Source organism: Lactococcus sp. EKM203L, from assembly GCF_011800585.1.
Classification (GTDB): domain Bacteria; phylum Bacillota; class Bacilli; order Lactobacillales; family Streptococcaceae; genus Lactococcus; species Lactococcus lactis.
Map to the genome: position 1 here is coordinate 215,848 of NZ_JAALEQ010000003.1, position 23,165 is coordinate 239,012.

Consider the following 23,165-nt stretch of genomic DNA (forward strand, 5'->3'; position numbering starts at 1 on the left):
TTTACTTAATGTTGAACGGAGCTTGTTTATAGACTCAAACATCTTTGGATCTATTCCTGATTTACCTAATGCTGAAGGAAGCTTGTTTATAGATTCAAACATTTTTGGATCTATTGCTGGTTTACTTAATGTTGAACGGAGCTTGTTTATAGATTCAAACATTTTTGGATCTATTGCTGGTTTACTTAATGCTGAAGGAAGCTTGTTTATGGACTCAAACATCTTTGTATCTATTACAGATTTACTTAAATTAAATAGATGGTCACTGCTTTTGAAATACTCAGACATGTAGTCATTGAAAATATCCTTAGACTCTTTTATTAGATTTCTATCAACATTTCCATCCAAGATTTTATTAAATGCAAGATCTAATTTCTTTATATATTTTTTCAAGCCTTTACTTAAATTTTCATAATCCTCACTTGAAATTTCTTTATTGTGTCCAACAATATTTCTTCCATCCCTTATTAAGCGCATATCATTTTGAATTTCACTTAAATCTATATCAATATACTGATTGAAGATTTCTTCCCATAAAGAGTAAGGTTTGGAAATACTAAATTCCCCATTAACTAAGGTTGTTATTAAATTTTCTGTTCCAAATTCCTTATACCTTATTACATCTTCTTCCTCGCCTATTACTTTTATATAATTTTCTCCAAATAAATACTCTTCAAAATCGTAAAGATCCATCATTTGCAATAAATTATTAGAGTCAAAATTTCCCTTTATTTTTTTTCTGATTTGTGAAATTGCTTCTACTGAAATTGTAGATTTAACCCAGTCTTTTGAAAAATATGTAGGAGCTAATAAGTAAATTAATTTTCTCAAAGACCATTCATATTTATGTTATAAGGGCAATAGCCTTTTATAAAAAAATAAAGAATTACTATCAAATAATGTAGAGGATGAAATTCTCGATTTACTTGCTTTTATATTAATTTCTCTTAAAAGATTTTGAAAAGTACGCACCTCTGCTAAAGTCATTTTTTTAGTATCATATGTAAAGGTGACATGTAATGAAGTATCATATTTTATAATATTATAGTTGAAATATAACAAATTCCCATTAATATCACTATACTTTAATTGTGAGCCATACTCAAATTCTTTTAAATTTTCCAAAAAAATAGTTTTGACATCAGAGTCATTGGATTTTTTAAAATAATATAGATATTCAACAATATGTTTTGCCATTTTTCCCCCTAGGCTTTAACTCATATAAAAAATTATACTTAATAACCATCTTACGCTAAATACTATTATACCAAAATATAAAAAGATACTACTTTTTTCAGCATCTAGAGACTGTTGTAACACTTAAAAATACCCTTCCAAATTTTTTAACCATATTTAGATATAATCAAAAAGATTACTTTAGTTATTCAAGAATCTTTTGAAATCAAGAATAACAGATAAACTTCTTAAGGCCTAGATAGAATTATATTGTAATTTAGTATAAGTTCACAAGAAAAATAGTGAGTAGGATAAATCCAAATTCATTATTTTAATTTTTATATTCTTTAACTTTTTCAAAATATCTTTTCTTGAAAAATTTAAGTTTCAACTTAAATTCAACTTTATACTTTTACATCACTTACCAATAGTTCTAACTGGCTAAATAATTTATAGACTTCTTGTTGTTTTTCTTTACTAATCCCGTCTTTAATAAAGGCAACTAAGATTTCTTGATAGGGATTATTTATATCGCTCAGTTTAAAACTTATTGAAATTTCTTTTAAATTACTAGAAGATTTAAACTTTGCAGTTGCAACACCAACAATCGTTCCAATTCCCCCAGCTAGCATTCCACCAACTACTATACGTACCACAAAACTCGCGGTAGAAACTTTTGTAACATAGCATTATCTTCTCTAAATTAAATATCAATAACTTTTTTTAAATCTATTACATTAGCCAGTTTACGACTGGGTTCTTTAAAACTATTAGCCAAAATATAACCATCAAATCTACTTGAAAAGAAACTTTTTCTTCTGTATATCAATACACACTTGTTCTCAAAAACTAGTATCTACTGAAAATATATAACTATTTTTATTTACAGTGGTATATTTGAATCATGACGGATTATATTGTTGGTTAGTTCAGTCATTATAATAATTGATCAACTATGGTTACAAAAGTACAGGTACTACCAAAGACCAGTACCTTTTTATAATGTTTATTTTTTCAACAAATTATTATCAAAAAAACCTATGTGATACATACTTTTTTATCAGTTTTTTAATTAAAAAAATATCATATGGATAAACAAATATATAAAAAAATACCATTTACAACATAGTATTTTTTTAGACTACTTTTTATTATATTTCCTTGAATATTTGAGAGATAGATGGTTATTTACAAATAATTTACTATAAATGGGCAGAAGCGCGTGCTATATTCTAAATTAATTGATGTTTGAAGACAATGTTTAGAGTATATTTATAAAAAATCTTTTTGCCATTTTTAATTAATTTAAAGTGATCAAATTACTTTTTATGTTTTTCTTTTTTGTTTTCTTCTGGCGCTAAGTCTTTTTATAGCTCCCGTTAGTTCTAAAAATTTTTAATATCCTTTTACATTATTTCACAATACCTTGCTTACGAAGCCAATCCATTTGAACCTCACCTGAAGATGGTTCTCTACCATATTGTTCCTTAAAGTTTTTTCTAAATTCGTCTGCTTCTGCAACAGGATCTGTTGTTTGGTTTAGGTTGTTACTTGTGCTTGCATTTGGAGAAGGAGTAAACTGGTCTGACACTGATTGTTTCAAAAGTAGTTCTTGTTCTTTTTTAGCCTTTTCCTCCTCAGCCAATAGTCTTGCTTTTTCAGTTTCTTCCGCTTGTAATTTTACGATTTGATCTTTTTCTTTTTGGGTTATTACACTAACTTTATTAATTAAGAACTCTATTTTATTTTTATTAAAAATATTTTCCATCTCTTGGTAACTCTTCGCATTGTTCTGAAGTGTAGCAATATTTGACTGAAGTTCGTTTATATTATTAAACCGTACGTCATTATTAGGAATATCTTTCTTATTTATGTTACTTTCGATATATTCATAAACTGCTTTAACATCTTTTTCAATGTATTTAGATTTCAAAGATTGTGCTTCTTTAGTTTTCAGATTCAAATTTTTAATTTTAACAACAGTATTAATAACGCTCTCATTATCGATTGAAATTGAGTTTTGTAATTCATTGATTCTTTTCTTTTCAGTAGTAACTTTGTTCTCATAGACTTTTTGAGCACGAAGTTCTTTTTGATGGTCGATATTTTTTTTTATAAAAAATATACCAAAACTTATAATAACTAAAATCACTACAGCAATAACTTTATTTCTGCTTTTCATAATATAACGATATAGTATCCTACTATATCTATCTCCTCATTTAATTTAAGCTGTTTAGACTATCACTTAACCAGTTATAAAAATATTTATAGGTTGTCTTAAGTCTTAATTTTTATCAAAATCCTTGCAATAAATAATTATTAAATTCATATTTATCCTGCTTATAACTGCTATTATATAAATATTTTATCACAGAATGCGTAGATTTTTTAACTTTACAATAAAATTATTCTTTTATTGTTTTCTTATCTGAGTATCTAATGTTCTTAATCTAAATATTGTATTGCTAAATTGATGAGTGATAGACATCGATTAAAAAGATAATCGCAGTATCTGATATCAGCAATATCAACCTTATTAGTTTCATGGTGACGAATACGGAATTTATTTCCAATATCTGTCAGCGCTCTAAATTCAAGATTAAACAATTCCACAAAATTATCATCCCCTTTTGCCATGTAATTCACAATTTTTTCTGATGATCGTTTCTTGTCTAGCATTGTGTAATAAGTTTTTAATCGCTCAAATGCATCCCATATTTTTTCGACTGAATCTTGTCGAGCTGCAGGGTTTGAAGTTTTATATAATGCTACTGCATCATTCAACAAGTCTTTTATGCCTTGCTCATGTACTAATTTAAAAGAATTTTCCATTTCCATTGTCAATGAACTATTATTAGCAATTCTTTCAATGATCTTTTTGTCAGTAAGTTCATATAATAACCCAGACTCAAAAAAATTTCATTTATTGCCTCTTGGAAATCTGTAAACACATCTGAAGGATTATAGCAATCTATTGTTTGATAGTTTCGGTACCTCTCATTATCCCATCGTTCTGAAATATCCTTAACATTTTGTGCAAAGAACTCAATGAGGTCTAAAAGTGAATATTGATCGTATTCATCTCCATACTGTGGTATGCTAATTCTTCCATATTCATCTCGAAAGAGGAGTGGTATTTTCACCTTGATTCTTGTTATAAATCCACTTTCATCAAATGTAATATAGTCACTATCAGTAAAATCGTGATGAGAATTTTTAATAAAAATACGTGTTAAATTCTTTTGATATCTTTTGCAGCAATACAAGAGCAAAGCATAAACATCTATATTAATTGAATATGTCTTTTCGTGTGACGCTCTAATACCGTTTCTTTCTGAGTATAATCTCATAAACCCTCTCCTCATATCTTTTAAAATCATTTTTTAAAACAATATGTAAATTTTCTAAAGCCTAAATAAACATTTTTTGTAAGTAGCCTTTTTTCTGTTCTTTCAACAAATCTAACTTACACTGATGAAGGGTGATAAGAGAATCTAAATTCTTAAAAAACGTTCATGGCTTTGAGGAACATAATTGAATTTTTTCAAAGTTTTATAAATGTAGCTATCAGTAAAATAAAAATTATCCCCTTTGGGCTTTCTAAATGTTTATATCACCATCATTATACCAAAATTCATACATATCTCCATGTTCAAAAAAATTCTACTTTTCTATAGTTTTAAACTAACTCTGTAACAAAAAAGTGGATTATTTAATAAATAATCCACTTTTTTCTCTTATGACTTTATATCAATTTAACTACACATTAAAAACAAATTAAACATAAACTATACATTTACAACCCCTTGACACTATTTCTTCATATCATTTAACAATAACTCTAACTGGCTAAATAATTTATAAACTTCTTGTTGTTTTTCTTTACTAATCCCGTCTTTACTAAAGGCAACTAATATTTCTTGATAGGGATTATTCATATCGCTCAGTTTAAATCTTATTGAAATTTCTTTTAAATTACTGGATGATTTAGACTTTGCAGTTGCACCACCAACAAGCGTTCCAATTCCACCAGCTACTACTCCTCCAACTACTCCACGCGCCACAACACTCGCCGTCGAAACTTTGGTAACTATGTCATTATCTTCTCTCAATTCAATATCAATAACTTTGTTTAAATCTATTATATTAACTAGTCTATAACTAGGTTCCTTAAAACCATTAACCAAAATATATCCATTAAACGTACTTGAAAAAAATCTTTTCTTCTGAATATCAAATCCCACTTGTTCTCTAAAACTAGTATCTACTGAAAATATATTACTATTTGTATTTACATATATACTATCTAAATCTTTATGAGTCATATTGTTGTACTCAGGTCTTAATGAGTTCATATTATTAGATAAATCAATCAGAGGTATAAAAAATATTGCTCCTAAAGCAACTACAATCACAAATATTATCATTTCTTTTTACTTTCTATCCTTTGAGATCAGTATTTTATTCCAATCCTAGAGCATCACTCAATGTTTCCTCAAGTTCATCTTTGATCTCTTCCTGAGTCATTTCATCAACTGGCTTGTACTCCCCTTTAGAATTGTAATCTTCTCTCCAATCATGATCTTTGATTGAATCTTCATTCGAACTTTCAGTTGTAGAGGAGTAATATTTTTCCTCGTTTGATAATTCATTATTTTCTGAACTATCATTTATACTATAATCACTATTACTATCGGTAGTGCTATCAGTAGTGCTAGTAGATGTTAGGTCAGTATCAGAGTTTTTTTGTTTTTCTGATGAGCATGCACCTAACATTATAAGTGAGAGTATAACTGTAGACAATAAAGTAAATTTTTTCATTTTTTCTCCAAAAATCACTAATTTTAAAGATGATTTTCACCACCAATTAAATTACTATTTATAATAATAAGTATATCAAAAAAAAAAACTATCGATTTAAAGATGGGTTGTGGTTTTTTTTATCACTTGTTTTTTCTATAATCTTATACATGGGAATGGAATACTTTGCAACTAAATTAAAAGCTGTTAGAAAATCACATAATCTAACGCAGGCTGAGCTCGCTAAAAAATTAAATGTATCTGTAGGTATTATCGCGGCATATGAACAGGGTAAAACTTATCCTCGGGTAGATGTGCTAATTAGAATATGCAACTTATTAGACACTTCATCAGACTATCTTTTAGGACTATCAGATGATCTCCCCTTAAAAACGAGTGGATTAACTGATGAAGAAATGCAACCTTTTTTACAATTACTAGCCTTAGTTACCCAAAATAGAGAAAAATAAGACAGGGATTATATGTTTCCTGGCTTATTTTTATAGTTGAACCATTATAGTAGTAATAGTATTTGGAAGTATTAGATTTACTTAACTTGGTAAAACCCATCCCCCAATTGATGGGTTAATTCCAAATCAGAAAGAACGATACTATTTTAAAAAAGAATTTTTTTATATCTATTTACTTTCTATTTGTCCAAGTCTTGGCTCAAGTATACACAAAAATTCTGCTTGTTTTCAGCTTTTTCTTTTAATTATTTAATTTTTTAGTTTATTCATAGTATTTCTCCTATTTAAAATTAAACCCATTTTTTAATAAGTGTTACTCTGCCATAACCTTGCGTATCTCAGGTAGTGCTCTCTCATCTTCGCTGTGAGCGTCCTCTAAACTATTATTTGCTTAGACCGTCTGTAATCGTCATTAGATAGCCTTTTGAGCATTTCTCTAACGTTACATCAAATCTATCAATTCTTTCTGTTTTACCTTTAAGACTTTTAACAAGTCCAGTATTGCTGACCATATATTGTTCAAAGCCTTTAATTGATTTCCACTCGATTGCTGTAGTAGTTGTTGTATTTGTATTTGCCATTCTGTATTCTCCTAATTTCTATCTTCTATTAATATTTTTCTGTTACTTTGATATATTCCAAATCTGGAAGCATATTGCTTGGTAAATAAGTATCTTCATCATCTATATTATTAACCGCTCTGTGACTTACATAGTCATAAAGTTTGTCTGCACTAATAACACGTTCTACACCATCTACATAATATTCTGTAATTGTCTTGTAAAAGTATTTAGCTGTAAATTTTGTTTTGTATGCTAATTCATCATCTTTACGAATAGCTTCGTCTAATTCAGCACCAAATTTATCTTTCCATTTCTTGTTTTTAAGTTTATTGGCACCACAGTCACGAATATAAGCAGAATCAGTTGTTGTAATAACTTTAAACATTGAAATACTCATTGGAACATCAAAATCTTGAATTTGCTTACTTTCATCAAGAGTTGTAACTCTTTTATCTTCACGTTGCATTTTTCTGAAAGTGTTTGCTTCAATAGTATTTCCTTTTATTTGATTTAAAAGGTCTTTAGAATCAATTTTAGCTTGTTTAGTGTGGATGTCTACAACTTTATTATCTTTTTGTTTAATTGCCTTAGACGGCTTAATATGAGCCTCTAATACAGGTTTTTTAGCTTCTGCTTTAAGTGAAAGTTCTTCCTCTTCAAAATCATAAAAATCATCTTCAACAAGTTCAGGTTCTTGTTCAGGTTGTTCTTCAACAACTGACTTAGATGGTTGAGCTTTGTATGTAGGTTTTAAAGACACTTCTTTAACATCTTCAACAGAATCAAAAGTTAAATAAGAGTTTGTTTCTCTACGTTTTGTATCTAAATCAAATCCATTTGAAACTTTAATGATAACTTCTGAATTATTTACATTCTTAAAAGCACCATCTTTTGTCATTCTAAGTACCAATGCCCATTCCTCATAACAGATTCTATATTGATGATTTTTCATTGTTCTGTATTCAGCATAAGCATAAAGAGTAAAATCTTTACCTTCTAACAGATTATCAATAACACTGTATTTAATTTGTGTATGTCCACTAAATTTAACACCGCTTTGCTTCCAGTCAACTGATACAATATGTTCTTCTTTGTCATTCCATTTGTTGATTTGAACCGTGAACACATCTTGAGTTGATTCAAAGTTAATATAATCTTTTTCTTTGAGACCAGTCAAAGCTTTTACAACTTTCTTATTTGAATATTGACTTTTAGACCAACCAAGCAATGCTACCAACATGGTAATTGTTGTCATTGTTGTTCTGTTGTCTTTGTCAAGATATCCAATCATTTGAGATTGTAATAACTTAACATATACAAGTTTCTCATCATTATTGGTATTCATAAACATCTTATTTGGAATTTGTACAAAGTTTTCATTAGTTTTATTTTTCATATTCATATATCACTTTCATTTAATCTATTATTTAATTATTTTTAAAAAATTCTGCTTTCTTTTCTGTAAATTCTGTTAGGGCTTGCCCTAATTCTTCTGATTGATAAAACACATAAAATAATTTATTTGTTTTTGCATGTCTTGCTGAAAATAAACTAGCAATTCCTTTTTGATTCAAAAAATCTTTTTGTTTGTTACTGTAGCAAAAATATATTTTGTCTTTTAAATTTTCCATTTGTTACTCCTTTATTTAACCTTTTATTATTGTTATTGCTGGGTGAATTGAGCGATAGCGAAAGAGGGCTTTGCCCTAAGAATCTTTTCCAAGCGTAAGCGATAGTAGATGCCGTAGGCAAGGAATCTTTTTTCTATTTATATTTTCTTCTATTTCTTTTTCTTCTATTTCTACGTTAGACTTTTTGTTATGAAATAGATAACGTCAGTCTAATAGCCAGTTAGACTTTTGTAATGATATGGATAACGTCAGTCTAATTATTGGTTAGACTTTTGTAATGAATTAGATAATGTTAGTCTAATTGGGTGTGCCGATATATTCAAGATACTCATCAACTGAAAACCACCTGCACGTTGAGCTTCAACTGAGTTCTTGACCACATATTAGCCACCTCTTTCTTTTTTATAGAGACAAAAAAACATAAAATAACCAAAAAAATCATTTTTTTATGAACCTAGCTAATAATAGGCTGATCTCTAAAAATGTTTTACGTTTATTTTATGTTTAGTAGTTCTATGTTTAGTAGTTCTATGTTTATTTTTTTAGTTAATTGACAAATTTGAGTCAAAATTAACTTCATATATATATTATACCATAATTCAAGTCATTTGTCAATTTTTATCATACAGGAAATAATTTGCGATGATATGTACATTTTTTTGATAAGTCTAAAAAATAATGATATCTTCTTCTTACATAATATTTTATTTACCGAAGATTTTTAAATAAATTTTGGATACTTACATTATATGGATAAATTATTGTTTAATTAAAATATGATAAAATAAAACTAAAGTTAAAGGAGATAATTTATGAGTATTAGCAATGAAAATCAATCATTAAAACAATTGATTGTTTTAGGTAATGGGTTTGATTTAGCTTGTGGCTTAAAATCCACATATTATGATTTTTTTGATTATATATATGGACAAAAAATAGTAAATAATACTAGTCCCAATAATTTTTGGTATGAAATATTCAACAATTATAAACAAGACACTATTGAGAATTGGGCAGATATCGAAGAACAGATACTTGTTCAACTAAAGAATATTGAATATCTTTATAAAGAAGGTTTTTTAAAAGAAGAGAAGGGAGATAGTGAAACTCGCTCTTTGATTGATAGTAGACACAAATCAGGTGATATAACAGATAATCATTATGTAACCGCAGAATCACTTTTGCTTAACTGTTATAAAGTTACGAGTGAAAAAGAATCTCAAAATATTTTAAAAAATCAATTGTCAATATTAGAAAAAGACTTTAAAGAATATCTGATTAGTATAACTACTGATTCATTTTATAGTGAAATTTACTACAAATATTATATGAAATCAAAAGTACTTAATCTTTATATTCAATTATGTAATTCATCAGAGTCTCACAATTCAGGCTTTATATTAAAACTAAAGGAATTAACTAAAAATAGCCGAAATTTTTCAAAAGAAATATTCGATGAGAGAATTTCAGAAATCTATCAAGAGAAAAATAGTGATGAAAATCTAGTACTCACATTCAATTATACTAAGGTTTGGGATGTTGAAAACGTGAGAAACATTCATGGTGACCTAGATAATGGAAATATAATTTTTGGAATTGATTATGATAAATTAAACAATAATTTTAAAAAAGCACCAATCGAGTTTTCTAAATCTTACCGTGTTCTGGAAAATGGTTTGACATCAACTTTCGATATATCATCAGATATTGATATAATCAAAATTTATGGTCATGGTTTAGGTAAAGCAGATTATTCTTATTATCAATCAATTTTTGATTCCGTTGACTTATATCATGGAAAAACTAAAGTTATGTTTTTCTGGTCAGACTATAAAGGTAAAGAAAAGGAACAAATACACAAAGATTTTGTTAAAGGTGTTACAAATCTTATTGAAGAATACGGAACAACATTTACAAATAAAGACCACGGAAGAAATCTATTTACCAAATTGTTGTTAGAAAATAGACTAACTATTGAAGAAATTCCTGTGAACGAATTGTTTTTGAATGTATAATTAAAAATCCTAGATAATACTAGGATTTTTTAATTTTCTATCACTCTAATTAAACATTTTTCCAAAAAAATACGGTACTTGAAACATAAAGGATATAAAACCAATTCACATTCATTTTATAGATATAATAAGTCAAAAATTATTGTTTTCTAGTAGGTTATCCCATCCACACTATCTAAAAATTTATTTTAATCTAAATTCTGCAAAGGACTGTATTTGATGACTTTGTTAATTTCATTCTCGATATTTAAACTCCTAAGATAAATCTCAGTAGTCTTGATGCTAGCGTGTCCCAGTAACTTTTGAATCATATAAATATCAACGTTCTCACGTACTAATTTTTGAGCAAAATAATGTCTAAATGTGTGAGGTGAGATACGGATAGTGTCACGAATGTTCACCGCTTTTCCTATTTTATATATTTCTTTTTCTGCTAGCCTATAATCATATTTTTTCCCAAACTTAGTTACAAATATATTTTCAATGGGTACTATCCCATTACTTAAAAAATAATTTTCTTTTGCCCTATTGTATTTCAGATACTGTTTATAAACAAGTGGTGAACAATGAACAATTCTATCTTTTTTTCCTTTACCATTTTTTATGATAATTTGGGAATCATTAATATTTTCTAATTTTAGGCTCAATGCTTCATTTATTCTCATACCAGTATCTGTAAGTATAAGTATTAGCAAGTAATTTCTCTCATTCACAAATTTTGTACAAAATCCAGTTCTTCCTTTTCCAGTTTTCTTGATTGTATGAAAGGTTCTTTTTCTTGTATAATGGAGCATTCTTTTTATCTCTGAATCTGTAAATGTATTTACAATCATCTTCTTCTCTTTAATCCATTTAACACGGTGTATAGGCGCTTCCTCATACCTAATGTATTCTTCATTAATACAATATGAAAATAGCGCCCTAATAACCCTTAAATGCCCATTAACAGTTGTCTCAGAGTAACCACATTCTAGTCTGTCAACTAAATATTGTTTTATATGAATTGGTTTGATTTCGTTAATGTTTAAAATATCATTTTGGCACAAAAAAACAGAGAAAATCTTTAGTGTTTTTTCTCTGAATATAATTGTATTTTTCGACAATCCTCTTGCTTTATTGTCAAAAAGCATTTCTTGAATTGCTGATTGGATTGAAATTTCCATGTTGTTTTCCTCTGTTTTTACTAGATTTAACAACAATAAATGTTTTTTCAAAAACGGCTTAGATACCGCACTAAATGTACTTTTTAAGGGTTAATATTTCTATCAAAACTCTCTTAAAGCCAGTAATACCAAGATTATCTAATTCCTAAAGCAATACGGGCATAACGACTCATTTTATCAACTGTCCATGCTGGATACCAAACCAAGTTCACCTTGATTTCCCCAACTTCTGGCACTTCTTTCAAAGCATCATGAATTTGTTCAGTCAAAAGGTCCGCCAAAGGGCAACCCATTGTTGTCAATGTCATTTTAATTTCTGTAAATCCGTTATCTTCAAAGCTAATTTCATAAACTAATCCGAGGTTGATAATATCAATCCCAAGCTCTGGGTCAATGACGTTTTCAAGGGCAGAGAGAATTTTGTCCTTGATTTCATTCACTTGCTCTTCTGTGTATTTATCTGCCATTTTATCTCCTTAGGCTGTCATAAAAAGCAAAACTTTAAAAGTTGAACGAATGTGCTTTCTAGGACAAATCCAAATTGTCAAATTCTTTTTACAGCTTTATTTTACCAAATTTATTTTAAAATTTCTAGATAAAAAATTACTGACAGAAAATTTTATGAATAAATTTTTTCTGTCAGTAATTTATTTTATGCAAAACGTGAGAATTTCTTGAAGAAACTCAACATGAAAGTAAAGAGAGCGATAATAACCACAAATAGGATTGCTTCTGGTAAAATTGCTCCATTCAAACCAATGGTTTCACGTAACATTTTTAAACCATAAGTCATTGGTAACCAAGGACTGATGACTTGATATATTTTAGGTGCAAGTTGTAAGGGGTAAGTTCCTGCACTCGTCGCCAGTTGTAGAACTAAGACTACAATCATAAGGAATTCACCAATCTTACCTAGAGCCGTTAAGAAGAAAGTATTGATTGCCATGTAAGCGAAGCTGATTAAAAGTACTGACAACAACATTTCCCACAAATGATTTGGTCTCAATCCAAGAAGAGCAACAGCTCCCCAGACGATGATTCCTTGTAAAAGTGCTACCAAACCATTTGTACCAATTTTCGCCAACATAAATTCGCGACCAGATTTCCATTTTTCACCTGAGAAACCAATTCCAATCACAACATTTGTCGCAAGGGCACCAATAAAGAGAGCAACATTAATCATGTATGGTGTCATTCCTGCACCATTTTCTGGTACATTGTCATGGTCAGTATGTTTAAGTTTCAACGGTGCAGCTACTTTTTTAGCATTTTCATTAGAATTATTAGTTGATGAGAGAGTATCATCTGCTTTGGTTAACGCTGTTGACAAGTTATTAGCCCCTGTATTTAGCGTTCCCAAACCACTTGTTAAACTTGAACCTCCATTTGCCAATTGTTGTGAACCAGAGGAAATTTGTTGAGCGCCCCCTGCCAATTGATTTGAACCTGAAGTTAAAGTTGAACCATTCGCTTGTAATTGTGACAATCCAGAAACTAATTGCATTGTCCCGCTTTGTAAATCTTTTGATTTACTTGCTAATTGTTGAGCGCCAGCGTTTGCTTGATTAACTCCGTCAGCGTATTGGGCAAAACCAGAAGTTAATTTTTGACTTCCAGAAGTTAACTGGTCATTAAAATTCGTCAAACCAGCATTTAACTGATTGATACCAGGAATAAATTTTGTGTTTACATTAGTGTTTACTTCGTTCAGACCACCTGAAAGGTCAGCAATTATTTGACTTGCGCCTGGAACTAATGTTTTAAGATCAGCAATTTTTCCAAACATTGGTAGTAGACTTGTAAGACTGTCTTGGACTCCTTTAATATTCTTATTTAATGATAGTAAATCGGTTTGAACTGCTCCAGCACCAACAGAATTATCTAATGCATTTCTTATATCTGTTTTCTGACTTTCGCTTAAAGTTTTAAAAGTCTCAGTACTTTCAACTGCTGCCTTAGAGGCTACCACTTGATCATTAGCTAGATTTGTGACCGTAGCTCCAAGACCTTTCAAGTTATTTTGGATATTGGCAGCCAAATTTGGGTCAATCGTATTTTTTTGTAACTCCTGATTTAATTCAGTAAGACCATTTTGTACAGCACTGATATTTTGCTGTTGAGTTTCGGATAAAGTTGTTTTTTGAGCCATTTGACTTAAGCCTTCGGATAGTTGTTGCACACCCGATTGCAATTGACTCACCGCTTCTGACCCTTGAGAAATTTGTGAAATTCCGGCTGACAGCTCTTTTGATTTATCAGCCAGCGTTTGTGTACCTGCTGCTAATTGTTGCGTTCCACTGACAAATTGGTCAGCACCAGAAGAAAGTTGTTGTCCACCATTGGCAGCTTGATTCACTCCTGATACATATTTATTTAAGCCTGAATTCAAATTATTTGCGCCGTCAGTAAAAGTTAAACTTGATGAAGATAAAGTATTCAAATTACTACTTAATTCTTTTGAACCATTCAATGCTGACGAAGTTCCATCAGCCAATTTATTTGAACCGTCAGAAGCTTCTTTCATTCCTGACTTCATATCACCAAGTTTAGCGAAAATTTCTTTGGTGTAAGTTTCTGTGATATTTTTAGAAACCTCTGATTTCAGCTGATTCATCGCACTTTCGCTCATTTTTGATGAAATATAGTTATGACCACGTGTCGTTTGATAATCTAACTGAACCGTTTTTGGTTTCTTATTCATTAAGGTTGTTGCATTTTCTGAAAAGTTTTCTGGAAAAGTGATAACCATGTAATAATCACCTTTTTTTATCCCTTTAGAAGCTTTATCCTCCGAAACAAAATGATAATCTAAATCCTTTGATTTTTTCATTTCAGCAATGACATCATCACCAAGTTTGAATTTTTTTCCGTTCAATTCAGACGTCTTGTCCAAATTTACAACCGCTACTGGTAAGTCATTCAATTTACCGTAAGGATCCCACATAGAACCTAAGAAAATATAATTATAAATTGCTGGTACAAGTGCCAAAGCGATAATAACAATAATAAAAAATTTGTGCTTTAAAATGGCTTGCCATTCTTTTTTTAACATCTTTTCCCCTTTCTTTATGGACAATACGTCCAAAAACTGTTACAATACGTATTATAAACTTTTTAGAAAATTTGACAATTATTATCCATTCAGTTTTGGACAGATTTTTAAATCTGTCTAAATAAAGCACTTACATTCTAAAAAGGACGGAGGTTCCCCTATAATGTCCAATGACAGCAGAAAAGATCGTACAAAACTTCAACTACGAGATGCCATGATTCAACTTTTAGGCGAGAAATCTTTTGACCAAATTTCAACGACTGAACTTGTGAAATTAGCTAAAGTTAGTCGTAGTAGTTTTTATACTCATTATCAAGATAAATATGACATGATTGAAGCCTATCAACGTCGACTTTTTGAGACTATTCAATATGTCTTTGAAAAAAATAACGGAAATATTCATGCAACGATGCTTGAAACTTTTGAATTTCTAAAAGGAAATCAAATCTATGCCGCTCTTCTTTCGGAAAATGGTAGCAAAGAAATCCACCAGTTTATGTTGCAAAAACTCAAAGAACTTATTCAAAGTTCCTTTTTCCCTCAATCTAAACATCTTAAATTAGGAAAATTAGGGGAAATTTATGCGACAACCTACTATGCTAATGCTATTTTTGGAACTACTCAATCGTGGATTCGTAGAAAGCAAAAGGAAACGCCCACTCAAATTGCTAATCTATTAGTTGAGCTCATAAATTAAAAAACGGTTCTTTTAGAAGAATCGTTTTTTATCATTCTATTTGGAAAATAATAGCCATTAACAGGTGTTAATCATGATGCTGAACTTCCAAAATCATATTGCTCAATGTTTCAATCACCATATCTTCATCAGATAGTTCTTGTTTCGTAGCCAATTTTAAAGCTTTTCCAGCTCTAAATACCGGAATATTTTGTTCGCCTACTAAAATTTTTTCTCTTGAATGAACATCATGACTGACTCTGGCTGCACGTTTACGAACCTCAAAAGTCCCAAAATTTGAAATATGTACGGGAATCCCTTCAGAAATATAGTAAGTGATTGCCTCGACAAAGGCATTGATTGCCTTTGCTGCATTTACTTTTGAAAGTTCTGTACGGTCTGCTACATAATCAATTAACTCCTGTTTCGACGCCATTAACTCATTCCTCCTATTTTCTACATTCCCCTATCATCCTTTTCTTCACTAACTCTAGTGAATTCTTTTGTCATCATATAAATCTTCATAAAAAATCCTAGCTTACGCCAAGATTTTTTGGTTATTTTACAACCATAACATTGCAAGGCGCATGATTAACAACATAACTTGTCGTCGAACCTACTAGCATCCTGTCTAATAATCCCTTACCATTTGAACCGACTACAATCAAATCCAATTCAAATTGCTTTGCAAAATTAATGATTTCTTTCTTTGGATTTCCTGTAAAGGCATGGACTTCAAACTCAACTTCATCATTAATCAGAGCCTCAACTTCAGCAATAATTTCTTTAGATTCTTTTTCTAAATCATCCAAATTAATTGCCAAAGCATAAGGAGTTCCCCGAAGTCTTGTTTCATCTTTAACATGTAAAACAAATAATGAAGTTTTATTTCTTTTGGCAATGGCGACTGCTTCATGAATTGCTTCTTTCGATTGGTCAGAGCCATCAACTGCAACTAAAATTTTCTTGTATTCATCTCTCATTGTAAACGCCTCCTTTACTATATTCTATGATAAAATATTTAAGAAGTCCAACTAAACACTCACTATATTTTTAGAAGAAACTTTTATTTTTAAGACTTTTTTTCCAATTTTACTTAGAAGTAAAAATATAATTTTATGAAAATATTAAATCACTTTTTTTGATATTCTGATTTCTTTATGCTACAATTTAGTTGGAATTTCGTTATGAACCAATTTGGTTCCCTTTCGTATAATAACTAAAGAAAGGAGAATGTACTATGACATTCACTAACAAAAATAAATTTTTCCAATATACAGTAACTCTAGATACTTCTCATAATATCTTCAGAGCATCACTTGTAAATGATTCAAATATTTATGGTGCTGGAGATACTATTGAAGAAGCTGTACAAAACTTAGAACAATTAGTTTAAGGAGAAAAAAAATGGGCGAGTATCCCAATCGATAAAGGCATCTACTTTAATTTTGAGAGTAGGTGCTTTTGTTATACTTTAAATAAAAAAAGTTGCTCAATGAGCAACTCCCTTTTTAGTTTCTCTCAGTTACTACTTCTCCACTTGCCTTCTTGTCATTCTTCCAAATAGAAAAGAATTTTCCATATAAAGAAGTAACCAAATAGAAAGTAATAGTTAGAAGCATTGCTAAAGAACTTGCAGAATAGCCATCCATAAGTGCTGTTGCCCATAAAATAATCATGACCACATCAGATAAGAGCCAAAGTGAGTAACTATCCCCATAACCTCTAACAACCAAGATTGAAGCCGCAGCTCCAATAATTAAAGTAATAGCATCCCATAAAGGATTGGTGTCTCCAAGTTTTGTATAAATGACTGTAATTGGCCACCAAAGAACCAACATACTGATGATTGTCAAAATCCATCCTTTTGTCTTCATGAATTTGACCCCATTTTCAATTCGATGTCCCCAAGTTTTCCAAGTGAAAATCAATGGCAAGTCAATCAGCAAAACAAAAACAATTTGATCTAAAACAGAGGCATAGTGACCAGCAGTCCAGTTAATATAGATATAACCAAAAGCACTAATCAGCCCCAAAAGACCATTAATTGGTTTTCCAATCATCATGTAAACTGTACATGCCGACCCCATTAAGGTAGCAATCAAAGTGATAATTGATAAGACCGTAATTGTTGACGTTAAAAAGAAAGCCAACTGTACTCCTATGATAAACGAAAGCATGATGCTTCCGGCTGTATTAATTGATTTTAGCTCATCTTTGAGCCATTTGAGATAATTTTTCATTCTCATCCCCAATCTAAGAACGTCAAAAAACGTCCACTAAAAATTATATCACGAAAAAAAAATTGTCAGACGCTTCCAAATATATTCTTTAGATTTTTTTTGAGACCAATCATTATCAATTTTGTTCCATAAAAATTTTATTTATCTCTAATAAAGTTGCATAAATAAAAAAGCCGATATTCATCGGCCTTTTCATTTCTATTTATCCCATCTGTAATAGTGAATCATTTTGATGAACCCAACAATTAAAAATTCGATTCCAAGAAGTAACCACAAAGTTACCCCTCCCCAAAGCGGAGAAAATACTAAAGTAAAACCAGCAATGATACTAATTACACTTAAGAAAATCCCCCAAAATTTACTATTGAAATTAGTCAAAACTGTAAGAGTTACAATTCCATCTACAATCCAACTAATCCCTACAAAAATACCAATAAGGACAAAAAGCGATTCTGCGGCTGCATTCAAATCTGAAAAAACAAAAATTCCTGCAAATAAGTAGATAAATCCCAACAAGAGATGAGAAATTCTCCAGAAATTTCCTTTTTCTTCACTTCTTTTGACTAGATTTGCTCCAATATAAATGACACCCATAATTACGAGTGCTACCCCTACAAGAGCTGCGACAATAGCTGCTGTTTTTGTAGGTAAGAATAATATCAATAAACCAATAATAATTGAAATTATCCCACTAAATCCGACTCCGCGTCGAAGTTTTTCAAAATCTGTTAACATAACTTTACCTCCAAAAAATATTCTTCAATTCTCATTTAATTATAACATAATGAATACAATATTTTATTTATGATGATTAAAAATTACGCTTCTTTATCTTTAAGCAAGTCATTGTTTTTATTATTAGTCTTCTTAAAAAAAGTTAATTCAAAAAAAAGGAGTACTTTAACTCCTCAAAAATTTTCAAATGATAAGATATAAAATCAAACTTTTATCGTTAGTAATTTCAATTATCTTTTTTATTTGTCACTTTTATCCCTTTACGCTCCGGACTTTTCCAGGTTCCAGACCCTAAACCTAGAATAGTTTTTACTGCTGGAATAAAAGTCGTTACAATGGTTAATGCATTCATTACCCAGTAAAAAAGCATATAAAGTGGAGCAAATAATAGATATTTTACTTTTCTTCCACGGTCATCAACTATTAATGAAGCGACTAATTGAAAAGTCCCCGAAATCATTTCAAAGCAAACAAAGAGAAAGGCCATCGTTAACATGTGATAAATCCATTCTAAGTTTCCGGTAATGGCAAATTGAAATAAAGACCAAATAAAAATTGCTGACGAAATCCAGAAAAAGAATGACCAGATAATGCTGAAACTTTGGTCAATAAACATAATTGTTCGACCAACGTTGTCAAAAGGGTGTAAAAATACTTTTTTAAAATTAGTCAGCCATACCTCTGTTCCACCTTTGGCCCACCGTTTCCTTTGACGATAGAGCATTTTCAGAGATTCTGGAACCTCCATAAAAAACATAATACGAGGCGCAAACAATGATAACCAACCGTCCATTTGATGGTCCCAAGCAATACTAATATCTTCTGTGGCTCTATCTTGTCGAAACAAACCTACATCAATTAAGGCATCTTTTCGATACATCGTATTTGCACCACTATAGGCATAAATACTCCCTAGCACACCAAGTTGAGTCCGTTTAATAATTCCTACAATACTAGAAAATTCAACTGTTTGAGATTTCGCAATCAATTTTGCACGATTCTGAACATCCATATTAGCTGTTACTGCTGAGATGTTAGTAGAATCTTGTCGAATAAAATAATTGATATAGCGATTTAAAGAGTCAGGTTCTGGAACAGTATCTGCATCGTTGCTTAAAACTAGTTCTCCTTTTGCAAATCCTAAACCAATATTAAAGGCATGCGCTTTTCCTTTATTTTTTTCAATTCTAATCACGCGCAATTTATCATATTTTTCTTGTAATTCTTTTAAAATTTCGGGAGTTCGGTCAGTTGAACCATCATCAGTAACTAGAACCTCATAATTTTCATAATTAATTTTTGTCATTAAATAATTAAGTGTATCTTCAATGACTATTTCTTCATTATGAGCTGGAACCATTATAGTAACAAAAGGTTCAACTTCTACTGGAATATCATCCCAATTATTTTGCTTATATTTGAACAAAAAGCTATAACATAAGACTCCAATAAACCAGGCGAATCCGCCTAAAATTGGGTAAGTAATTAACACCAGAAATATCAGTGTCAGAATAAAGTCAACAATGCCATTTCCCGTTTGAACAAAACTAATCATTGTTTTCTCCCTTCTGATAAAGTTTTTTCACAAAATCTGTTTCCAAATTTTGCTCTTCTTTGACCGAATAAAAACAAACATTATGGCGAAAATCTTTTGTGCCAAATCGTTCATCGTAAGCTTGATTTATTAACTTTCGTCTTACATCGACACGTTCAGCATCGTACTGCTTTTCTTTTTGTAGAAAATGTTTAAAACGATAATTATTCAAAAAAGTTAGGATAATATACAAAATAGATAGGAAAATAAAAGATATAGAAAGAAAAATGAAAAGAAATAAAAGTGTAGATTTTTCTTCTCTATAAATTATGATATGATCAAAACGTGCTCGATTTGGAAAAACAAAAGGAAAGATAATCCATAAAAATGGTATGATAACACCACACCATCCTAAAAGAGCAATTATAGTTTGAAAAATTTTACTCCCATAATGGCCTTTTTCAAAATAAGGGTCATAGACTAAAGATTTCTTTGCTTCTTCTCGACTGATATTTTTTTTCATTTCAGTCCTTTCTGATCTTTTTTAATTGCACTGTACTCTATAAACTACATTTAAACAATTATCGCATTTTTTTCCTTAAAATCCATCATTAATGTCGTTATTTAACTACAAAAAAAGTCGTCTTGATAAATTACCAAACGGCTCTTATTATTCAACTTCTTCTATTTTAAATTATGAACTACTTCATTAACCTAGCACAGTAGATTCAATAAAACAATATCCTTAAATCTTTGAGCATAACCATAAATCTTTCCAAATAAAAAACCGCTCAATAGAGCGGTTAAACTGGTGTATCTTAACGACGACGTTCAGCGATACGAGCTTTTTTACCTGTGAGTGCACGGAGGTAGTAAAGTTTCGCACGACGTACTTTACCGTGACGGATAACTTCGATTTGTTCAACACGTGGAGTGTGAACTGGGAAGATACGTTCTACACCAACACCGTTTGAAATTTTACGAACAGTGTAAGTTTCGTTAATTCCTGAGTTTTTACGAGCGATAACAACGCCTTCGAACATTTGGATACGTTCGCGAGTTCCTTCGACAACTTTTGCGTGAACACGTACAGTGTCACCAGGACGGAAGTCAGGAATATCAGTGCGGAGTTGCGCAGCGTTGATAGATTCGATAAGGTTCATTTTTTTCTCCTCTTGCCCATCATTAAGCAGCATCTAGCAAATTAAGCTCAGCGGATGAACAGTTTTATTAGTATGCAAAAACATACTCAATAAGTATAACAGATTATCCATCCTTTGACAAGTTCTTATTTTTAGTTTTATCAGTAACCAATTTGTTCAATATCAACTTCAGACTGATTAATCATGTCCACAACTTTATGAATAAGATACATTCTCTCATCAAGCGCATGAATTTGCTCTGCACAATTTTGTAGTTCACCACTGAGTTGCTCAGGAATTTGTCCATCATATTTATAACGAACTTTATGTTCCAACGTTGCCCAAAAATCCATTGCCGAGGTTCGTAACTGAATTTCAACTCGACAAGTTTGTTCACTAAATAGATGTCCTAAATTAACTTCGACAATCATATGATAACTACGATAACCTGTTTTTTTAACGTTTCTTAAATAGTCTTTTTCGCTAACAACTGTAAAAGCTTCTTGGCTTTTGATAATTTCAACAATCTCATAGATATTTTTAGCATAAGAACAAATAATACGAATTCCTGCAATATCTGATAAATGTTCATCAGCAGCATCGGCGGTCACAGGCAAATCTTTCTTTTTCAGCTTTCCTGCAATACTTTCCGGTGATTTTAAACGATGTTTGATATGCTCAATTGGGTTGATTGCCTCAAAATTATTATAATAGGTATTTAGATTAGAAAGTTGAGTTCTGACAACATCTAAAGCACACTCATATCTGACAAGTTTCTTTTTTAATTTTTCAAATTCTTCTGGTTCAAATCTTGTTTTTAAATAATCTTTTTCCATTTTACTTTAATTCCTATCTAGTCTTATCTTCTTATTAATTTCTTCTCAAATATTTAGTGATTAATAAATTATAATATAATTTCCTTATATTTTTCTTTGACTGGATAATGCTATTTGCTCTAAAAACGATTCACATCATACTTCTAATTATAACATTTCCTGAAAGTTTTTTGTGCGCTTTCTACTGTAAATAATTACTATCAAAAAAGCACCAAATCATTGATGCTCTTATGCAATATTTATTTTAATGTTTTCAATATTTCTAAAAAGTTTTTTTCACTTTCAGAGAGAATAGAATTTTTTTGATAGGCATAATTAATATGAAAGAATTGTTTATCTTCTTCAATAAATGGTACTTTAACTAGATTTTTAAAGTCTTCTGATAAGCGGATATCTGCCATAAGACTGATCCCTAAATTTTTCCTGACAAGTTCTTTTATGGTATGAGCATCATCTAATTTCAAAACTACATTAGCTGATTGATTATATTTTTCATTTAAACGATTAAAGGCATTAAAGTGGATATTATGCTCTCCTAATAAGATAAAGTCTTCATTAAGTAAGTCTTTAAATCCTAATTCTTTTTCATTGGCTAGTGGATGACTATCCGACATAATGATAAAAAATTCTTTTTGAAAGAGTTCTTCTATTTCTAATTGGGGATGCTTAATCTTTTCTAGACTTCCTAAAAGGCTCGAATCTATTTCTTCATTTAAAAGTAGGCTCAAGAGTTCATTAGAACCACCATAAATCATATGTAAAGCATTCAAAAAGTTCAAATTATCTTGCTTTGATAGAAGATATGAACTTATAATTGGCGGAAAACCAACTTTAAAATCTTTCATACTCGAACGATGGATAGCTTTTTTCGTGTGATTTAGTTCAGAGAGAATTTCATTGGTTCTCATTGCCAAAAGTTCGCCCTCAGGAGTTAAATCAACTACCTGATGCGAGGAATCTTTATAAAATAAATCACAGTCATAGTAGGTTTCTAAACGTTTGATTGCGTAAGAAATAGTGGGTTGACTAACCCTGAAATGTTTGGCAACATTGGTGAACGAACGCAATTTTGACAATTGATAAAAATATTCAAGATCTCTTAAATTTAAACTCATGGCTATACTCC

At 30.3% G+C, this 23,165-nt stretch carries 27 protein-coding genes and 1 pseudogene; 4 read left to right on the forward strand and 24 right to left on the reverse strand.

The window, feature by feature from the left end; all coding sequences use genetic code 11:
- From HFD15_RS06855 to HFD15_RS06885, 8 genes and pseudogenes are all read right to left on the reverse strand, one after another.
- Positions 1 to 831: pseudogene (locus tag HFD15_RS06855) on the reverse strand (CHAP domain-containing protein); the annotation flags it as partial.
- An 18-nt stretch (positions 832 to 849) separates the two neighbouring features.
- Positions 850 to 1,197 carry a hypothetical protein gene (locus HFD15_RS14295; RefSeq protein ID WP_235586212.1) on the reverse strand — a complete coding sequence of 116 codons (348 nt, stop codon included), beginning with the start codon at positions 1,195 to 1,197 and terminating at the stop codon, positions 850 to 852.
- Positions 1,198 to 1,580: 383 nt separating this feature from the next.
- Entirely contained in the window at positions 1,581 to 1,832 is a 252-nt protein-coding gene (locus HFD15_RS14300) for a hypothetical protein (RefSeq protein WP_235586213.1), read from the reverse strand.
- Positions 1,833 to 2,587: 755 nt separating this feature from the next.
- Positions 2,588 to 3,358 carry a hypothetical protein gene (locus HFD15_RS06865; protein WP_058208027.1) on the reverse strand — a complete coding sequence of 257 codons (771 nt, stop codon included), beginning with the start codon at positions 3,356 to 3,358 and terminating at the stop codon, positions 2,588 to 2,590.
- A gap of 266 nt (positions 3,359 to 3,624) precedes the next feature.
- Positions 3,625 to 4,017: a hypothetical protein gene (locus HFD15_RS14305; RefSeq protein WP_238785317.1), complete on the reverse strand. Its 393-nt coding sequence runs from the start codon at positions 4,015 to 4,017 to the stop codon at positions 3,625 to 3,627.
- Positions 4,018 to 4,019: 2 nt separating this feature from the next.
- The gene (locus tag HFD15_RS14310; RefSeq protein WP_058208029.1) at positions 4,020 to 4,529 is read right to left on the reverse strand and encodes a hypothetical protein; all 510 of its coding nucleotides are present in this window, start codon (positions 4,527 to 4,529) and stop codon (positions 4,020 to 4,022) included.
- Between the two features lie 462 nt (positions 4,530 to 4,991).
- Positions 4,992 to 5,606, reverse strand: a complete 615-nt coding sequence (locus HFD15_RS06880; protein WP_058208030.1) for a hypothetical protein — start codon at positions 5,604 to 5,606, stop codon at positions 4,992 to 4,994.
- Between the two features lie 34 nt (positions 5,607 to 5,640).
- Positions 5,641 to 6,000, reverse strand: a complete 360-nt coding sequence (locus HFD15_RS06885) for a hypothetical protein (protein ID WP_058208031.1) — start codon at positions 5,998 to 6,000, stop codon at positions 5,641 to 5,643.
- A gap of 155 nt (positions 6,001 to 6,155) precedes the next feature.
- Here HFD15_RS06885 and HFD15_RS06890 point away from each other — a divergent pair, with 155 nt between their 5' ends.
- Positions 6,156 to 6,449 (forward strand): helix-turn-helix domain-containing protein, encoded by a 294-nt coding sequence (locus HFD15_RS06890; protein ID WP_046781164.1) that lies wholly within the window; start codon positions 6,156 to 6,158, stop codon positions 6,447 to 6,449.
- Positions 6,450 to 6,832: 383 nt separating this feature from the next.
- Here the strand turns inward: HFD15_RS06890 and HFD15_RS06895 are convergent, their stop codons facing one another.
- The 4 genes from HFD15_RS06895 to HFD15_RS14515 form a co-directional block, all read right to left on the reverse strand.
- Positions 6,833 to 7,030 (reverse strand): NUMOD4 domain-containing protein, encoded by a 198-nt coding sequence (locus HFD15_RS06895; protein WP_058208032.1) that lies wholly within the window; start codon positions 7,028 to 7,030, stop codon positions 6,833 to 6,835.
- Positions 7,031 to 7,058: 28 nt separating this feature from the next.
- On the reverse strand, positions 7,059 to 8,408 hold the full coding sequence (locus HFD15_RS06900; protein WP_058208037.1) for a hypothetical protein: 1,350 nt from the start codon (positions 8,406 to 8,408) through the stop codon (positions 7,059 to 7,061).
- Positions 8,409 to 8,439: 31 nt separating this feature from the next.
- A complete protein-coding gene (locus HFD15_RS06905) occupies positions 8,440 to 8,643 on the reverse strand; it encodes a hypothetical protein (protein ID WP_058208033.1) in 204 nt (67 codons plus the stop codon).
- 257 nt (positions 8,644 to 8,900) lie between these two features.
- Positions 8,901 to 9,023: a hypothetical protein gene (locus HFD15_RS14515; RefSeq protein WP_255457162.1), complete on the reverse strand. Its 123-nt coding sequence runs from the start codon at positions 9,021 to 9,023 to the stop codon at positions 8,901 to 8,903.
- Positions 9,024 to 9,455: 432 nt separating this feature from the next.
- On the opposite strand from HFD15_RS14515, the gene HFD15_RS14315 reads away from it, so the two are divergent.
- Positions 9,456 to 10,658, forward strand: a complete 1,203-nt coding sequence (locus tag HFD15_RS14315; RefSeq protein ID WP_081042627.1) for an AbiH family protein — start codon at positions 9,456 to 9,458, stop codon at positions 10,656 to 10,658.
- Between the two features lie 188 nt (positions 10,659 to 10,846).
- Here the strand turns inward: HFD15_RS14315 and HFD15_RS06915 are convergent, their stop codons facing one another.
- From HFD15_RS06915 to HFD15_RS06925, 3 genes are all read right to left on the reverse strand, one after another.
- Positions 10,847 to 11,821 carry a tyrosine-type recombinase/integrase gene (locus HFD15_RS06915; protein ID WP_058208034.1) on the reverse strand — a complete coding sequence of 325 codons (975 nt, stop codon included), beginning with the start codon at positions 11,819 to 11,821 and terminating at the stop codon, positions 10,847 to 10,849.
- A gap of 134 nt (positions 11,822 to 11,955) precedes the next feature.
- Complete coding sequence (locus tag HFD15_RS06920) at positions 11,956 to 12,288, reverse strand: metal-sulfur cluster assembly factor (RefSeq protein WP_003131392.1); 333 nt, start codon at positions 12,286 to 12,288, stop codon at positions 11,956 to 11,958.
- A 185-nt stretch (positions 12,289 to 12,473) separates the two neighbouring features.
- Positions 12,474 to 14,873: a YhgE/Pip domain-containing protein gene (locus tag HFD15_RS06925; protein WP_058208035.1), complete on the reverse strand. Its 2,400-nt coding sequence runs from the start codon at positions 14,871 to 14,873 to the stop codon at positions 12,474 to 12,476.
- Positions 14,874 to 15,036: 163 nt separating this feature from the next.
- Here HFD15_RS06925 and HFD15_RS06930 point away from each other — a divergent pair, with 163 nt between their 5' ends.
- Positions 15,037 to 15,570, forward strand: coding sequence for a TetR/AcrR family transcriptional regulator (locus HFD15_RS06930; RefSeq protein WP_003131387.1), 534 nt, complete (start codon positions 15,037 to 15,039; stop codon positions 15,568 to 15,570).
- A 67-nt stretch (positions 15,571 to 15,637) separates the two neighbouring features.
- On the opposite strand, the gene HFD15_RS06935 is transcribed toward HFD15_RS06930, so the two are convergent.
- Both HFD15_RS06935 and HFD15_RS06940 read right to left on the reverse strand, forming a co-directional pair.
- Complete coding sequence (locus tag HFD15_RS06935) at positions 15,638 to 15,985, reverse strand: HU family DNA-binding protein (RefSeq protein WP_058203636.1); 348 nt, start codon at positions 15,983 to 15,985, stop codon at positions 15,638 to 15,640.
- Between the two features lie 121 nt (positions 15,986 to 16,106).
- Complete coding sequence (locus HFD15_RS06940; protein ID WP_058203635.1) at positions 16,107 to 16,532, reverse strand: universal stress protein; 426 nt, start codon at positions 16,530 to 16,532, stop codon at positions 16,107 to 16,109.
- A 257-nt stretch (positions 16,533 to 16,789) separates the two neighbouring features.
- Between HFD15_RS06940 and HFD15_RS06945 the strand changes: the two genes are divergently transcribed.
- Positions 16,790 to 16,945, forward strand: a complete 156-nt coding sequence (locus HFD15_RS06945; protein WP_003131383.1) for a hypothetical protein — start codon at positions 16,790 to 16,792, stop codon at positions 16,943 to 16,945.
- A 115-nt stretch (positions 16,946 to 17,060) separates the two neighbouring features.
- Here the strand turns inward: HFD15_RS06945 and pnuC are convergent, their stop codons facing one another.
- The 7 genes from pnuC to HFD15_RS06980 form a co-directional block, all read right to left on the reverse strand.
- The gene (pnuC, locus tag HFD15_RS06950; RefSeq protein ID WP_021722038.1) at positions 17,061 to 17,792 is read right to left on the reverse strand and encodes a nicotinamide riboside transporter PnuC; all 732 of its coding nucleotides are present in this window, start codon (positions 17,790 to 17,792) and stop codon (positions 17,061 to 17,063) included.
- Between the two features lie 198 nt (positions 17,793 to 17,990).
- Positions 17,991 to 18,527, reverse strand: coding sequence for an HdeD family acid-resistance protein (locus HFD15_RS06955; protein ID WP_010905603.1), 537 nt, complete (start codon positions 18,525 to 18,527; stop codon positions 17,991 to 17,993).
- Between the two features lie 226 nt (positions 18,528 to 18,753).
- Positions 18,754 to 20,082, reverse strand: a complete 1,329-nt coding sequence (locus HFD15_RS06960) for a glycosyltransferase (RefSeq protein ID WP_167593339.1) — start codon at positions 20,080 to 20,082, stop codon at positions 18,754 to 18,756.
- Complete coding sequence (locus HFD15_RS06965) at positions 20,075 to 20,584, reverse strand: hypothetical protein (protein ID WP_003131379.1); 510 nt, start codon at positions 20,582 to 20,584, stop codon at positions 20,075 to 20,077. Before HFD15_RS06965 ends, HFD15_RS06960 begins: the two co-directional genes overlap by 8 nt.
- A gap of 295 nt (positions 20,585 to 20,879) precedes the next feature.
- On the reverse strand, positions 20,880 to 21,224 hold the full coding sequence (gene rplS / locus HFD15_RS06970) for a 50S ribosomal protein L19 (protein WP_012897519.1): 345 nt from the start codon (positions 21,222 to 21,224) through the stop codon (positions 20,880 to 20,882).
- A gap of 140 nt (positions 21,225 to 21,364) precedes the next feature.
- Positions 21,365 to 22,039, reverse strand: a complete 675-nt coding sequence (locus HFD15_RS06975; protein ID WP_003131377.1) for a GTP pyrophosphokinase family protein — start codon at positions 22,037 to 22,039, stop codon at positions 21,365 to 21,367.
- 239 nt (positions 22,040 to 22,278) lie between these two features.
- Positions 22,279 to 23,154, reverse strand: a complete 876-nt coding sequence (locus tag HFD15_RS06980) for a LysR family transcriptional regulator (protein ID WP_012897518.1) — start codon at positions 23,152 to 23,154, stop codon at positions 22,279 to 22,281.
- Between the last annotated feature and the right edge of the window lie 11 nt (positions 23,155 to 23,165).

Excerpts from the sequence above, each read along its gene's own strand:
- HFD15_RS06940 (WP_058203635.1), bottom strand. The coding sequence starts at position 16,532 with ATGAGAGATGAATACAAGAAAATTTTAGTTGCAGTTGATGGCTCTGAC.
- HFD15_RS06900 (WP_058208037.1), bottom strand. The coding sequence starts at position 8,408 with ATGAAAAATAAAACTAATGAAAACTTTGTACAAATTCCAAATAAGATG.
- HFD15_RS06880 (WP_058208030.1), bottom strand. The coding sequence starts at position 5,606 with ATGATAATATTTGTGATTGTAGTTGCTTTAGGAGCAATATTTTTTATA.
- HFD15_RS06975 (WP_003131377.1), bottom strand. The coding sequence starts at position 22,039 with ATGGAAAAAGATTATTTAAAAACAAGATTTGAACCAGAAGAATTTGAA.
- HFD15_RS06920 (WP_003131392.1), bottom strand. The coding sequence starts at position 12,288 with ATGGCAGATAAATACACAGAAGAGCAAGTGAATGAAATCAAGGACAAA.
- HFD15_RS06980 (WP_012897518.1), bottom strand. The coding sequence starts at position 23,154 with ATGAGTTTAAATTTAAGAGATCTTGAATATTTTTATCAATTGTCAAAA.
- HFD15_RS06930 (WP_003131387.1), top strand. The coding sequence starts at position 15,037 with ATGTCCAATGACAGCAGAAAAGATCGTACAAAACTTCAACTACGAGAT.
- HFD15_RS06905 (WP_058208033.1), bottom strand. The coding sequence starts at position 8,643 with ATGGAAAATTTAAAAGACAAAATATATTTTTGCTACAGTAACAAACAA.
- HFD15_RS06945 (WP_003131383.1), top strand. The coding sequence starts at position 16,790 with ATGACATTCACTAACAAAAATAAATTTTTCCAATATACAGTAACTCTA.
- HFD15_RS14295 (WP_235586212.1), bottom strand. The coding sequence starts at position 1,197 with ATGGCAAAACATATTGTTGAATATCTATATTATTTTAAAAAATCCAAT.
- HFD15_RS06925 (WP_058208035.1), bottom strand. The coding sequence starts at position 14,873 with ATGTTAAAAAAAGAATGGCAAGCCATTTTAAAGCACAAATTTTTTATT.
- HFD15_RS06895 (WP_058208032.1), bottom strand. The coding sequence starts at position 7,030 with ATGGCAAATACAAATACAACAACTACTACAGCAATCGAGTGGAAATCA.
- rplS (WP_012897519.1), bottom strand. The coding sequence starts at position 21,224 with ATGAACCTTATCGAATCTATCAACGCTGCGCAACTCCGCACTGATATT.
- HFD15_RS06955 (WP_010905603.1), bottom strand. The coding sequence starts at position 18,527 with ATGTTAACAGATTTTGAAAAACTTCGACGCGGAGTCGGATTTAGTGGG.
- HFD15_RS14305 (WP_238785317.1), bottom strand. The coding sequence starts at position 4,017 with ATGGAAATGGAAAATTCTTTTAAATTAGTACATGAGCAAGGCATAAAA.
- pnuC (WP_021722038.1), bottom strand. The coding sequence starts at position 17,792 with ATGAAAAATTATCTCAAATGGCTCAAAGATGAGCTAAAATCAATTAAT.
- HFD15_RS06965 (WP_003131379.1), bottom strand. The coding sequence starts at position 20,584 with ATGAAAAAAAATATCAGTCGAGAAGAAGCAAAGAAATCTTTAGTCTAT.
- HFD15_RS06865 (WP_058208027.1), bottom strand. The coding sequence starts at position 3,358 with ATGAAAAGCAGAAATAAAGTTATTGCTGTAGTGATTTTAGTTATTATA.
- HFD15_RS06890 (WP_046781164.1), top strand. The coding sequence starts at position 6,156 with ATGGAATACTTTGCAACTAAATTAAAAGCTGTTAGAAAATCACATAAT.
- HFD15_RS06915 (WP_058208034.1), bottom strand. The coding sequence starts at position 11,821 with ATGGAAATTTCAATCCAATCAGCAATTCAAGAAATGCTTTTTGACAAT.
- HFD15_RS06935 (WP_058203636.1), bottom strand. The coding sequence starts at position 15,985 with ATGGCGTCGAAACAGGAGTTAATTGATTATGTAGCAGACCGTACAGAA.
- HFD15_RS06960 (WP_167593339.1), bottom strand. The coding sequence starts at position 20,082 with ATGATTAGTTTTGTTCAAACGGGAAATGGCATTGTTGACTTTATTCTG.
- HFD15_RS06885 (WP_058208031.1), bottom strand. The coding sequence starts at position 6,000 with ATGAAAAAATTTACTTTATTGTCTACAGTTATACTCTCACTTATAATG.
- HFD15_RS14315 (WP_081042627.1), top strand. The coding sequence starts at position 9,456 with ATGAGTATTAGCAATGAAAATCAATCATTAAAACAATTGATTGTTTTA.
- HFD15_RS14310 (WP_058208029.1), bottom strand. The coding sequence starts at position 4,529 with ATGAGATTATACTCAGAAAGAAACGGTATTAGAGCGTCACACGAAAAG.